This window comes from Tabrizicola sp. T46, assembly GCF_057219895.1.
Genome location: NZ_JBXVVV010000001.1, coordinates 558036 through 570852, shown reverse-complemented (window position 1 = coordinate 570852; position 12817 = coordinate 558036). Strand labels below are relative to the sequence as shown.

The 12817-nt window shown below is 66.2% G+C and carries 12 protein-coding genes; 2 read left to right on the top strand and 10 right to left on the bottom strand.

Annotated features, from left to right (window positions below; genetic code table 11):
• Positions 1-58: 58 nt before the first annotated feature.
• Positions 59-973: a DMT family transporter gene (locus AC2D9V_RS02925; RefSeq protein WP_484712536.1), complete on the bottom strand. Its 915-nt coding sequence runs from the start codon at positions 971-973 to the stop codon at positions 59-61.
• A 76-nt stretch (positions 974-1049) separates the two neighbouring features.
• On the opposite strand from AC2D9V_RS02925, the gene ade reads away from it, so the two are divergent.
• Positions 1050-2750 (top strand): adenine deaminase, encoded by a 1701-nt coding sequence (gene ade / locus AC2D9V_RS02920; protein ID WP_484712535.1) that lies wholly within the window; start codon positions 1050-1052, stop codon positions 2748-2750.
• A 363-nt stretch (positions 2751-3113) separates the two neighbouring features.
• Here the strand turns inward: ade and AC2D9V_RS02915 are convergent, their stop codons facing one another.
• The 9 genes from AC2D9V_RS02915 to AC2D9V_RS02875 form a co-directional block, all read right to left on the bottom strand.
• Positions 3114-4736: a dihydroxyacetone kinase subunit DhaK gene (locus AC2D9V_RS02915; protein WP_484712534.1), complete on the bottom strand. Its 1623-nt coding sequence runs from the start codon at positions 4734-4736 to the stop codon at positions 3114-3116.
• Positions 4737-4746: 10 nt separating this feature from the next.
• Positions 4747-5739: an ABC transporter ATP-binding protein gene (locus tag AC2D9V_RS02910; protein WP_484712533.1), complete on the bottom strand. Its 993-nt coding sequence runs from the start codon at positions 5737-5739 to the stop codon at positions 4747-4749.
• Positions 5732-6826: an ABC transporter ATP-binding protein gene (locus tag AC2D9V_RS02905; protein WP_484712532.1), complete on the bottom strand. Its 1095-nt coding sequence runs from the start codon at positions 6824-6826 to the stop codon at positions 5732-5734. The genes AC2D9V_RS02910 and AC2D9V_RS02905 overlap by 8 nt, the downstream gene beginning before the upstream one ends.
• The gene (locus tag AC2D9V_RS02900) at positions 6819-7184 is read right to left on the bottom strand and encodes a bleomycin resistance protein (protein WP_484712531.1); all 366 of its coding nucleotides are present in this window, start codon (positions 7182-7184) and stop codon (positions 6819-6821) included. Before AC2D9V_RS02900 ends, AC2D9V_RS02905 begins: the two co-directional genes overlap by 8 nt.
• 4 nt (positions 7185-7188) lie before the next feature.
• The gene (locus AC2D9V_RS02895; protein ID WP_484712530.1) at positions 7189-7377 is read right to left on the bottom strand and encodes a hypothetical protein; all 189 of its coding nucleotides are present in this window, start codon (positions 7375-7377) and stop codon (positions 7189-7191) included.
• Between the two features lie 73 nt (positions 7378-7450).
• Complete coding sequence (locus tag AC2D9V_RS02890) at positions 7451-8392, bottom strand: carbohydrate ABC transporter permease (RefSeq protein ID WP_484712529.1); 942 nt, start codon at positions 8390-8392, stop codon at positions 7451-7453.
• Position 8393: 1 nt separating this feature from the next.
• Positions 8394-9338, bottom strand: a complete 945-nt coding sequence (locus tag AC2D9V_RS02885; protein ID WP_484712528.1) for a carbohydrate ABC transporter permease — start codon at positions 9336-9338, stop codon at positions 8394-8396.
• Between the two features lie 136 nt (positions 9339-9474).
• Positions 9475-10791 carry an ABC transporter substrate-binding protein gene (locus AC2D9V_RS02880; RefSeq protein WP_484712527.1) on the bottom strand — a complete coding sequence of 439 codons (1317 nt, stop codon included), beginning with the start codon at positions 10789-10791 and terminating at the stop codon, positions 9475-9477.
• 159 nt (positions 10792-10950) lie between these two features.
• Positions 10951-12021, bottom strand: coding sequence for a LacI family DNA-binding transcriptional regulator (locus AC2D9V_RS02875; protein WP_484712526.1), 1071 nt, complete (start codon positions 12019-12021; stop codon positions 10951-10953).
• A gap of 135 nt (positions 12022-12156) precedes the next feature.
• On the opposite strand from AC2D9V_RS02875, the gene AC2D9V_RS02870 reads away from it, so the two are divergent.
• A complete protein-coding gene (locus tag AC2D9V_RS02870) occupies positions 12157-12798 on the top strand; it encodes a GDSL-type esterase/lipase family protein (RefSeq protein WP_484712525.1) in 642 nt (213 codons plus the stop codon).
• The last annotated feature ends 19 nt before the right edge of the window (positions 12799-12817 follow it).

Below are 12817 nucleotides of genomic sequence, written 5' to 3'. Positions count from 1 at the left end.
CAAGGAATTTGGCAATTTTCTTGCTTAAGAAATTTGGGTCGGGGTCGGCGGTCGCGCTTTACGGCGTCATCGCCTTGCGCTGCCGTGCCCGTTCCAGCCCCAGCTTGCGTTCGCGCCAGATGATCAGGATGCCCGCGACGACGATCAGCGCCGCCCCGCCCAGCATGGTGAGGGTCGGCACTTCGGCGAAGACGAAGTAACCGATGGCCAGCGCGAAAAGCATCGAGGCATAGTCGAAGGGGGCGACGAGCGAGGCGTCGGCCTCACGGTAGCTGGAGGTCAGAAGGATCTGCCCAAGGCCGCCCAGAAGCCCGGCGCCGATCAGAAGCGCGGTCTCGGTCGGCGTGGGCCAGACCCAGCCGAAAGGCAGGGTGACAAGCGACAGAACGGACGCGGTCAACGAGAACCAGAAGACGATGGCCGAGGTTGCCTCGGTCTGCACGAGCTTGCGGACGAAGACCTGTGCAAGGGCGGCAAAGACCGCGCCGCCAAGGACGAGCATGGCTCCGAAGGCCTCGGCCATACTGGCGCTTTCCGGGCCGATGGAAAGACGAGGTGCCAGCACGATCAGGACGCCGGTCATGCCAAGAGCGACGCAGGATATGCGGAAGAGGCGAACCTCTTCACCCAGGAACATCGCGGCGAAGATGACTGTCAGAAGGGGCGCGGCATAGCCGATTGCGGTGACCTCGGGCAGGGGCAGGTAGCCAAGCCCGGCAAAGCCGAGGCCCATCGCGCAGGTGCCGACCACACCGCGCCAGACATGGCCCATCGGTGCCTTGGCCTTGAGGCCGGTGGCGAGTTCCTTCCGCCAGACGAGCCAGGCCACGATGACGGGGATCGCGAAGAACGACCGGAAGAACACCGCCTGCCCCGCCGGGACATGGGCTGCGGTGGCCTTGATCAGGCTCGCCATGACGATGAAGACCAGGACAGAGGCGAGTTTCAGGGCGATGCCGCGAAGGGGGCGCATGGGAGGGTCCGGAACTGGCGGTGTCCTCTGGACGCCGCGGATGGTTTCAGGTTCCCTGATCGGAAAGGAGAACGCCATGCCGAAAGCGCCTTTGTCCGACAGAATTGATCAGGGGCGCGGGCTGGTGCCTGCGGACCTCGTGCTGAAGGGGGGGCGGGTGTTCGACCTGATCACCGGCGACCTTGTGGAAACCGACGTGGCGATCTGCGGCGACACCATCGTGGGGGTGTTCGCAGAGTATTCCGGCACGCGGGAGATCGACGTCACGGGCCGGGTGCTGGTGCCCGGCTTCATCGACACGCATCTGCATATCGAAAGCTCACTGGTCACGCCGCATGAGTTCGACCGCTGCGTGACCCCGCGCGGGGTGACGACGGCGATCTGCGATCCGCATGAGATTGCCAATGTCTGCGGGGTGACGGGGATCCGCTACTTCCTCGACTGTGCCGCGGAGCTGGTGATGGACCTGCGCGTGCAGCTTTCGTCCTGCGTGCCCTCGACCCATATGGAGACGACGGGCGCGCGGCTGTCTGCTGCCGATCTGGTGCCGTTCCGGGACCATCCGAAGGTGATCGGGCTGGCGGAGTTCATGAATTATCCGGGCGTCCTGATGAAGGACCCCGGCTGCCTGGAGAAGCTGGAGGCGTTCCAGGGCCGGCACATCGACGGGCATGCGCCGCTCCTGACCGGGAAGGACCTGAACGGTTACATCAGCGCCGGCATCAGGACCGAGCATGAGGCGACCAGTTACGACGAAGGGCTGGAGAAGCTGCGGAAGGGGATGCGCGTCCTGATCCGCGAGGGGTCGGTGTCGAAGGACCTGCACGCGCTGGCGGGGCTGCTGACCGAGCGGTTCGCGCCCTGTCTTTGCCTTTGCACGGATGACCGGAACCCCCTGGATATCGGCGAGCATGGGCATCTGGATTACATGATCCGGACGGCGATCGGACTTGGTGCCCCGCCCCTCGCGGTCTACCGGGCGGCGAGCCTGTCGGCGGCGGAGGCCTTCGGGCTGAAGGACCGCGGGCTGATCGCGCCGGGGAAGCGGGCGGATATCGTGGTGATCGACAGCCTGGAGGGGTGCCACGCTTCGCTTGTGCTCGCCGGGGGCGTGGTGGCCGGGGATGCGGCCTTCGCGGCGCGGGGGGCCGTGGCGCCGGTGGCGCGGGGGTCGGTGAAGGCGCCGCGGGTGACGGCGGAAAGTTTCCGGACCGGGGGGAACCGGGTGGAGACGCCGGTCATCGGCATCCTGCCGGGGAAGATCATCACCGAGCATCTGACCTATCAGATCGCGCCGGAGGGGGGCGACAAGCGGCCGGACGTGGCCCGCGACCTCGTCAAGATCGCGGTGGTGGAGCGGCACGGGGTGAACGGCAACATCGCGACGGGGTTCGTGAAGGGGTTCGGGCTGGCGCGGGGGGCGATTGCGTCGACCCTCTGTCATGATCATCACAACATCGCGGTGGTGGGGGTGGATGCGGGGGACATGAGCCTGGCCGTGGGACGGCTGTCGGAGATCGAGGGCGGGTTCGTGGTGGTCGCGGGGGGGAAGGTCCTGGCTGAACTTGCGCTGCCGGTGGCGGGGCTGATGAGCCTGAAATCCTTCGAGGAGGTGCGGGAGGGGCTGGTGGGTCTCCGGGCCGCGGCGCGGTCTCTGGGAGTCACGCTGGAGGAGCCGTTCCTGCAGCTGGCCTTCCTCTGCCTGCCGGTGATCCCGCATCTGAAGATCACCGATATGGGGATGGTGGATGTCGACCGGTTCGAGGTGATGCCGTGAAGTGACCACGGTGGTCAGATTCTGATTATCACGTTTTTTCAGCTGGTTGCGTGTGGGCGTTTACCGTTTGGTAAGGTTTGGCGAGGAGGCCCTCTGCCCCATCCCTCGCCTTCGTCGGGGGGAGGGAAGCGCCGTTTGCCGGGCGTTGGTGCCGGGGCTGCCTTGGTGCGCCTCTGGCTGGCGGCCGGGGGTTTCACACCCCCGGACCCCCGTGGGATATTTGGGGACGAAGAAATGAAAAGCACTGTTAAGCACCGAAACTAAAGGCGCCACGTGCGAATGAAGGTGCCGGATCGTGCCTGCTCTGAGGCAGGCAGGCACGTCAAATCTGTCGAGGGACAAATCTGCGAGCAAAGAGCGGTGTCACCCCCGCGCCAGATCCTCGAACAACCGCGCGACACCTTCCGCCCCAGGATCATTGTGGCCTTTGAGCTTGTCGGCGGCGAGGTAGCTTGCGCGACCGGCCTTGGCGCGGGTCATCTGGGCGGTGGCGTTCGCGCCGTCGCGGGCGGCTTTGGCGGCGGCTTGAACGCCCTGCGGGAGGGCGGCGAGGGCCGGGGCGAGGGCGTCGATCAGGGTGCGGTGGCCGGGGGCGGCGCCGCCGACCTGCATCACGCGGTCGAGGCCGGCGGAGAGGGCGCCGATCCAGGTCTTGCCGGAGGCGCTCGCATCGCCGGCGGCGGCGAAGAAGATGGCGAGGAGGACACCCGACGAGCCGCCCATGGTCTGCGAAAGCTCCATGCCGATGGCGCGGTAGAGTTGGGTCGGGTCGGCAAGGGGGAGGCGGTCGAGGGCGGCTTCAAGCGCGCGGGCGGCCCCGGCGAGGGTGCTGCCGGTGTCGCCGTCGCCGGATTTGGCGTCGAGGGCATTGAGGTCGGCCTCGCAGGCGATGAGGGCCTTGCAGCAGCGTTGGATCAGCGCCCGGTTCGCGGGATGGGCGGAGGGGACGGGCTGGATCGGGGCGAGGCCATCGGGCAGCGGGCGGACGGCGACCGTGCCGAAGGGCGAGAGACCGGGCCATGCGTGGGGGGCGACGGGGGCAGAAAGGCTGGTGACCTGCGCGTCGTCGACGGGGAGGAGCGAGACGGAAAAGCCGTGCATGTCGAGCGAGGTCATCAGAGGGGCGGGGCCGATCATCCATTTGACCTTTGCCCCGAGGGGCGAGCGGGCGAGTTCTTCGGCCAGCACCGACATCTCAAGCGGCGTGGTGGAGCCGAGGTTGTTCAGAAGTGCCACATGGTCGCCGGGGCCGGTGTGGGGCAGGAGTTTTTCGGCGACCATCTGCATGGCCGAACGCGCGCCGGTGAAGCCGACCTGTTCGATCCCGGCCTCGCCATGGATGCCGAGGCCAAGCTCGGCATGGCCGGCGGGGATGCGGTCCTCTTTCGGTGAGCCGGGGACAGTGCAGGTGTCGAGCGACATGCCGATGGAGATCGCGCCGTGGATCGCCTTTTCGGCGGCGGCGGTGACGGTGTCGAGGTCGGCACCGGCCTCGGCGAGGGCGCCTGCGATCTTGTGGACGAAAAGGGTGCCGGCGACGCCGCGGGCCTGGGGCAGGTCAGGCAGCGCCACGTCGTCATCGACGATGACCATCGAGACCTTGAGGCCGAAGGCGCGGGCGCGTTCGGCGGCGAGGCCGAAGTTCAGCCGGTCGCCGGTGTAGTTCTTGACGATTAGAAGGCAGCCCGCCTTGCCGGTGACGGCGAGGATGCCTGCCAGCACCGCGTCAACGGAAGGGCTGGCAAAGACGTCGCCGCAGACGGCGGCGGTGAGCATCCCCTTGCCGACGAAGCCGGCGTGCGAGGGTTCGTGTCCGGAGCCCCCGCCCGAGACGAGGGCGACCTTCTGACGGTCCCAGTCGGTGCGGATCACGACGCGGATATGGGGATAGCCGTCCAGCCGCGCGAGCTTGCCGCCGGAGGTGCGCAAAAGGCCGTCGATGGCCTCGGTGACCAGCGTGTCCTTGGCATTCATGAACTGTTTCATGGGCGTATCCTCAAAGGCGGTTGCCGCTGGCATCGAACCAGAGCGGGTTTTGCGGTCGGATGGACAGGCTGTCGCCCGGCCGAAGGGGGGTGTGGACGTCCGAAAGGGTGACGATCTCATGCGGGCCGAGCGTCAGGTGCAGGCGGGTCTGGTCGCCCAGGTGCTCGATCCGGCGGACGGTGGCGGGCTGGCCTTCGCCCTGGACGATGTGTTCCGGCCGAAGGCCGATCTGCGCGGCCCCTGCGGGGGCGGGGCCGAAGGCATCGGCCGGGAGAAGGTTGATTTGCGGCTGGCCGAGGCGCGAGGCGACATAGGCCGAGACGGGTTCTTCGTAGATCTGGCGGGGGGTGCCGAACTGGACGAGCTTGCCATGGTCCAGAACGCCGACATGGGTGGCCATGGTCATCGCCTCGATCTGGTCGTGGGTGACATATAGGAAGGTGGCCTTCATGTCGGCGTGGATGCGCTTCAGCTCGACCCGCAGGTCGGCGCGGAGTTTGGCGTCGAGCGATGAGAGGGGTTCGTCCATCAGGTAGATGCGGGGGTTACGGACGAGGGCGCGGCCGATGGAGACGCGCTGCATCTCGCCGCCTGAAAGGGCGGTGGCCTTGTTATCGAGCTTGTGGGGGATCCGAAGGACCTCAGCCACTTCCTGCACGCGTTTCGCGATCTCGGGTTCCGGCATCGCGATGATGGGGGAGCGGAGCGGGAAGGCGAGGTTGTCGCGCACGGTGAGGTGGGGGTAGAGCGAGTATTGCTGGAAGACCATCGCCACGTCGCGCTGGGCGGGGGTGTCGTTCAGGACGGAGGCTCCGCCGATGCGGATATCGCCTGCATCAGGCTTGTCGAGGCCGGCGATGAGGCGGAGCGTGGTCGTCTTGCCCGCGCCGGTGGGGCCGAGGAGGACGACGAAAGCGCCGTCGGGGATGGTCATCGAGACCTCCTTCAGCGCCTGGGTCGCGCCGAAGGATTTCGAGAGGTTCGAGAGCGTGACCTCAGCCATGGTGGACCCCCGCGTTGGCGGCGGTGCGAAGGGCGCGGCCGGTGGTGGCGTCGAAGAGCGAAAGCGTGCGGGCGTCGAGCGCGAGGCCGGTGGTGTCGCCGGTTCGGGCGGCCTGGCCCGAGGGGGTGCGGGCCTTGACCTGGCCGTGGGGGGTGGAGAGCGTGACGATCTGGGTGGTGCCGAGGTATTCCACGGCCTCGATCCGGCCGCGCAGGGGCGCGCTGTCGGAGAGCGCGATGTGTTCCGGGCGGACGCCAAGGACAAGGCTGCCGTGGGCCGCTTCCTGAAGTTCCGGGAGCGCGACCTGGGTGTCGCCGAGGCTGACCGAGCTGGCACCGGCGGCGGCTTTGCCGTCGAAGCGGAGGAAATTCATCGAGGGGCTGCCGATAAAGTCGGCGACGAAGAGGGTCGCTGGGTGGTCGTAGATCTGTTGCGGGGTGCCGAACTGTTCGACGACGCCGTGGTTCATCACGACGATCTTGTCGCCCATCTGCATGGCTTCCAGCTGGTCATGGGTGACGTAGACGGTGGTGGCCTTCATGCGGTCGTGGAGGGCGCGGAGTTCCTCGGCCATGATCTCGCGGAATTCGGCGTCGAGCGCGCCCAGGGGCTCATCCATCATGAAGGCCTTGGGGTTCCTGACGATGGCGCGGCCAAGGGCGACGCGCTGGCGGTCACCGCCGGACAGGCCGCCGACGGGTTTGTCGAGCATGTGGTCGATGCGGAGGATGCGGGCAACCTCGGCCACCTTCTTCTGCACCTCGGCCCGCGGGACGCCCTGGGAGACGAGGGGGTAGGCGATGTTCTTCCGCACGTTCATATGCGGGTAGAGGGCGAACATCTGGAAGACCATCGCAATGTCGCGCTGGGAGGCGGGTTTCTGGCTGACGTCTTCACCGTCGATCAGGATTTCGCCGGAGGTCGGGAGTTCGAGCCCGGCGATCATGCGGAGCGTGGTGGTCTTGCCGCAGCCCGAGGGGCCGAGGAGCATGAAGAATTCACCGTCCCTGATGGTGAAGGACGACCCCTGCACGGCGGTGAAGCTGCCGAATTCCTTGCGGAGGTTGCGGATGACGATTTCAGCCAAGGGGAAGCTCCTGCCCGGCGCGGATGAGGTTGCCGTTGAGGTCAAGGAGCGCAAGCTCGCGCATGCCCCAGGGTTTGTCTTCGGCACGCACAAGGCGCGGGATGCCGTACGGAGGCAGACCGAGCGCGCCCCATTCGGCGTCGAGCGCATTAACGTCCGACGGGCGCAGATAGGCGCCGTGGTCGCAGGCGGCGGGGTCAAGGGCGGGGTGGTGGAAGAAGTGCACCTCCGCCCCTTCACGCTTCATCAACAGGTATTCGGGGTCGTCGTAGACCGTGAGGAAGCCCAGCCGCTGCCAGAAGACCTCGGTCTCGGCCATGTCGCGGGCGGGCAGGATGGGGGAGAGCTTTTCCAGCATCGGCCTATTCCGGGAAATGCGAGACAATGATGAACATCACCGTGCCGACGAGGGTGACGATGAAGCTGTAGGTGAAGGCCCAGAGGAAGAAGGGCTGCATCAGCATGACGACGCCAAGCGCGATGAGGATGGTGGCGAGCATCTCCCACGGACCGCGGCGGAGGCGGAGTAGGCCGTTGAGGAAGGCGGTCATCTGGTGGCCCCCGTGGAACGAGTTTTCTGCGAAAACTCGGGGGCGGTACGGGATTTTTCGCAGAAAAATCGGGTCATTTGCGGACCGCTCCGAAGGTGATCCCGCGCAGGAGGTGCTTTCTGAGCAGGATGGTGAAAACCATCACCGGCAGGAGGAACAGCGTCGCCCCGGCGGCCACGGCGGGCCAGTCCTGGCCGCCGACGCCGATGATCGTGGGGATGAAGGGCGGCGCGGTCTGGGCGTTGCCGGAGGTTAGGAGGACGGCAAAGGCGTATTCGTTCCAGGCGAAGATCAGGCAGAAGATCGCGGTCGAGGCGATGCCGGTCGCGGCCTGGGGCAGGACGACCTTCCGGAAGGCCTGAAAGCGGGTGTAGCCGTCGATGAGGGCGGCCTCTTCGTATTCACGGGGAATCTCGTCGATGAAGCCTTTCAGGAGCCAGACGGCGAGCGAGATGTTCACCCCGGTGTAGAGCAGGATCATCCCGAGATGCGTGTCGGAAAGCCCAAGCTCGCGGTACATGAGGTAGATCGGGATCGCGACGGCGATGGGAGGCATCATCCGCGTGGAGAGGATGAAGAACATCAGGTCGTCCTTCAGGGGCACGCGGAAGCGGCTGAAGGCATAGGCCGCAAGGACGCCGAGGAAGACCGAAAGGAAGGTCGAGCCGAAGCCGATGATGACCGAGTTCAGGAACCGTTCGCCGAAGCGCGAGGGGCCGGCGATGACCATGCCCTGGTCGCGCACGATCTCGTCATACCAGGTGTCGGGCGGGGGGAGCGCCTGGAATTCGTCCTGGGCGATGCGGGTGCGGGTGGTGAAGAGGTTCACGTAGCCTTCGAGGCTGGGTTCGAAGATCACCTTCGGCGGGTAGGAGATCGAATCCGGCCCCGACTTGAAGCTGGTGGATATGATCCACAGGAGCGGCAGGAGGGTGATGATCGTGTAGAGGGTGACCAGCGCGGCCGCGACCCATTTCGAGGTGCGCGTGGGTTCGGTGACGGAATAGGCGCTCATTCTACCGTTCCTTCACCTTGTTGAGGGCCTTCACGTAGATCGAGGCGAGGCCGAAGACGGTGACGAAGAGGATGATCGCGTAGGCCGAGGAATAGCCGGTGCGCCATTTCTCGAAGGCCTCGCGCTTGAGGTCGATCGAGGTGAGAAGCGTCTCGTTCCCTGGGCCGCCGCCGGTCAAGAGCGTCACCATGTCGAACATCTTGAAATTCTCGATCCCGCGGAAGAGGACGGCGAGCATCAGGAAGGGAAGGACCATCGGCACGGTGATCGTCCAGAACTGCCGCCATTTCGAGGCGCGGTCGATCTCGGCGGCCTCGTAGATGTAGTCGGGGATGCTTCGGAGGCCCGCGAGGCAGATCAGCATCACGAAGGGCGTCCACATCCAGGTGTCGACGATGATGATCGACCAGGGGGCAAGACCGCCGGGGCCGAGCATGGAGAAGGAGTTGGCGGGGATGCCGGTGAAAAGCTCGACCGCGTAGTTCACGAGGCCGATCTGCGGCTGGTAGAGGAAGGTCCAGAAGTTGCCGACCACGGCAGGGGACAGCATCATCGGCAGGACGATGAGCGTGGTCAGCAGGTCATTGCCCTTGAACTTCTTGTTGATGAGCCAGGCGAGCGTGAAGCCGATCACCACCTGAAGGACGATTGTCCAGATCAGGAAATGGGCCGTGGTCTGCATGTTCTGCCAGATGCCCTCGTCCGTGAGGACACGCTGGTAGTTCCGGAGGCCGACCCATTCGACCTCTTCGTTCGGGCGGTTGGCGCGGTAGTTGGTGAAGGAGAGCCGCACCGTCCAGATCAGCGGGAAGATGTTGATCGCGAGGAGGAGGAAGATCGTCGGCGCGATGAAGATCCAGGCGATGGCCCGGTCGGAGAGGCCGCGGACCTTTCGCGCGAGGGGGAGGGGCGTGGCCCGGGCGGCGGCTTCGATGGGGTTTGGCATGGCGGAATCCCGTGGGGTGCATGAAGCGGCGGTTCAGCCGCTCCTGCGTGCTCTCTCCCCCCGGAAGGGGAGAGAGACTGATTACTGCTGTCGGAGACCCCGGCTCAGGCCCGGGGTGTGATCGCGCGGGGCGCGATCACAGTTTGCCTTCGTCCTCGAAGACTTCGGTCCAGTCGGCGATCAGGCCGTCGAGGGCCTCTTTCGCGGTGCCTTCGCCGGCGACGACGTAGTTGTGGATCCGTTCCTGCATCGCGAGGAGCAGCGAGGCATAGGCCGGTTCCTGCCAGAAGTCCTGGACATTGGCCATCGCATCAAGGAAGTCGGCAGCGAAGGGCGCGCTGTCCTTGAAGCCGGGGTCGTTCAGCACGGCGTTGTGCACCGAGTAGCCGCCCGACGCCCACCATTTCTTCTGCACTTCCGGGTCAGCGAACCACTTGATGTATTGGAGCGCGCCTTCCTGGTTGTCCGAGTAGCTGACGACCGAGATGCCCTGACCGCCAAGGGTGGAGGCCGGCTGGTTCTGGCCCGGGTTGACGAAGAAGTCGATCTTGTCTCCGCCGGTATTCGGGTCGGCATAGAGGCCCGGGAAGAAGGCGAACCAGTTCATCGCCATCGCGACCTGGCCGGATTTGAAGGCGTCGAGCGACTGTTCCATGTAGGCGTTGTCATAGCCCGGAGGGGTGCAGCAGTCGTAGATCGCCTTGTACATCTCAAGTCCCGCGACCGCCTCGGGCGAGTTCACGGCACCTTCCATGTCATACTTGCCGGGAGTCATTTCGTACTTGAAGCCGAAGGGATAGAGCGCGGAGGTGGCCCCCATCGTGATCCCTTCCGAGCCACGCTCGGTGAAGATCGAGACGCCGTAGACGGTCTTGCCGTCGATCTCGCGGTTCTGGAAGAATTCGGCCACTTCCTTGAGTTCGGTCCAGGTCGTGGGTTCACCCAGCGGGCGGCCATACTTTTCCTGGAACTCGGCCTGAAGCTCGGGGCGGGCGAACCAGTCCTTGCGATAGAACCAGCCGTTCGCGTCGCCCATGGCCGGGAGGGCATAGAAGTTCTCGGTGCCCTTGGGCCAGGTCGAATAGGCGTAGACGGCCGCGGGCATGAAGTCGGCCATCGAGATGTTGTTGGCGGCGAAGAAATCGTTCAGCTTGATGTAATGCCCGTTCTCGGCGCCGCCGCCGATCCACTGGCTGTCGCCGATCAGGAGGTCGCAGAGCTGGCCGCCCGAGTTGAGTTCGTTCAGCATCCGGTCTGCGAAGTTCGGCCATGGAACGAACTCGAAGTTCATCTTGATGCCGGATTGCGCCTCGAAGTCCTTCGACAATTCGACGAGCGCGTTCGCCGGGTCCCAGGCGGCCCAGCAGAGGGTCAGTTCATTCGCCTGGGCGTTCGCCTGGGCACCCCATACCAGGGCAAGTGCCGCAGACGCGGCAAGGGTCGTCCGTTTCATTGCAGTCCTCCCGATGTGTTGCATGCGGACCCGTGCGGATGCCGGGCCTTCTTGAATTGACCCGACGATAGGCACGGGGCGGGCGGGCTGTAAAGCGTTTTTGAGGTGCGTACCTCAGAAATCTGAAAATCGCCGGATCAAAGCGCTTTGACGGGGGTGTCAGGCGGTCAGCGCGGCCTTGTCGGGGGCTGCCTCGGCCACGGCGGGGGTCAGGTTTTCGCGCAGGAGGATGGTGATGCGAATCTGTTCCTGGCCCGCGTCGATGGCGAGGCGGTCGGCCTTGGCCTTCAGGACTCGGAGGGCCGAGCGGGCGAGATGGCCGACGTCCTGGGCGATGACGGCGTCGATGCTGCCTTCTTCGAGGCCGGTGCGGGTATGGGCGGTCAACTCATGCGCGACGACCACCACACGCCCGGCGAGCCCGGCCCGGCGCAGGGCCTCATTCACACCCCGGGTGCCGGCGCCGGCGACATAGATCGCCACCACGTCGTCATGTGCCGCAAGGCAGGCCGCCGTGATCCGGGCGGTCAGATCGCGGTCGTCATGGCCTTCGAGCGAGGGGAGCGACTGGAGATGCGGGAAGCGTTCGGCCAGCACCTCGTCAAAACCGAGGCGGCGATCGACCATGTCACGGGCAAGCATGGAACTGACGACGACAGCAACTTTTCCGGGCCTTGGCCCCACGAAACGGCCCAGAAGGACGCCAGCGGTGCGCCCAGCGGCGCGGTTGTCGATGCCGACGAAGTGGTCACGCGGGGCCTGGGGCTGGTCGGTGATCAGAGTGACGACGGCGGTGCCTTCGGCCTTCAGCCGGGCGATGAGGTCGCGCACGTCGGGGGTTTCGTGCGCCATGATCGCGCAGCCGTCGATCGGCTGACTGTTCAGGCCGCCGAGGACCGAGACGATGGCATGGGGGTCGCGCTGGGGAACGGTGGCGATGACGACCTCGGTCGCTTCGGCAAGGGGGCCGCGGGCGGCGTCGGTGATGGCGTGCTGGAGGCCCTGGAGGAACTGGGATTCGACATCTGGCAGGATGAAGACAAAGCGGTAGCGGCGCTGGCGGGCAAGGTTGGCGGCGGCGACGTTGCGGACATAGCCGAGCCGGTCGATCGCGTCGTTCACCGCGCGGACGGTCTTTTCCCGGACACCCGGCCGGGCGTTCAGCACCCGGTCGACCGTGGCGAGTGATACCCCCGCCTCACGCGCGATGTCGTTCACGGTCGGTCGCACGTCCCCCTCCACTTTCCCGGACTATCGGCGCGGGCGTGAGGTACGTCAATCAGGATTTCCGCGGGATGGGAAAAGGGGCTTTCCTTGTGCGGTTGCGGGACGCAGAGTGCGGACGACAGCAAAGGGAGACCCGGCATGCCCACGCTTCTCTTGTACGGCGACAGCAACACCCACGGCACGATGCCCGCGCCGCATCTTGGCTTTGACGGCCGCTTCGGGCGGGAGGAGCGCTGGGCGGGGCGGCTGGCGAAGCTTCTGCCGGAGTGGGAGGTGATCGCCGAGGGGCATCCGGGGCGCACGACGGTGCATGATGACCCGATCGAGGGCGCGCACCGCAACGGGCTGACGGTGCTGCCGGCGATCCTGGAAAGCCACAAGCCGGTGGATGTGGTGCTGCTGATGCTGGGGACGAATGACCTGAAGGAGCGGTTCTCGGTCAATGCGGGGGACATTGCCCTTGCGCTGGAGCGGCTGGTCCGGGTGATCCGCGCCTCGGGGGCCGGCCCTGCGGGTGGGGCGCCGGAGGTGCTGCTGGTCGCGCCGCCGCCGATTGTCGAGACAGGGTGCCTGGCGGGCATGTTCGCAGGCGGGGCGGCGAAGTCGCGGGCGCTGGCGGCAGAGGTGAAGGCGGCGGCGGAACGGGTGGGCGTGCCGTTCCTCGATGCGGGCGCGGTGGTCAGGGTCTCGCCCATCGACGGCATCCATTATGATGCCGAGGCGAACCCGGCCCTGGCCGAGGCATTCGCGGCGGCGATCCGGGCGCATTTTCCGAGGTAAGGGCGATTCCGGCCCGGGG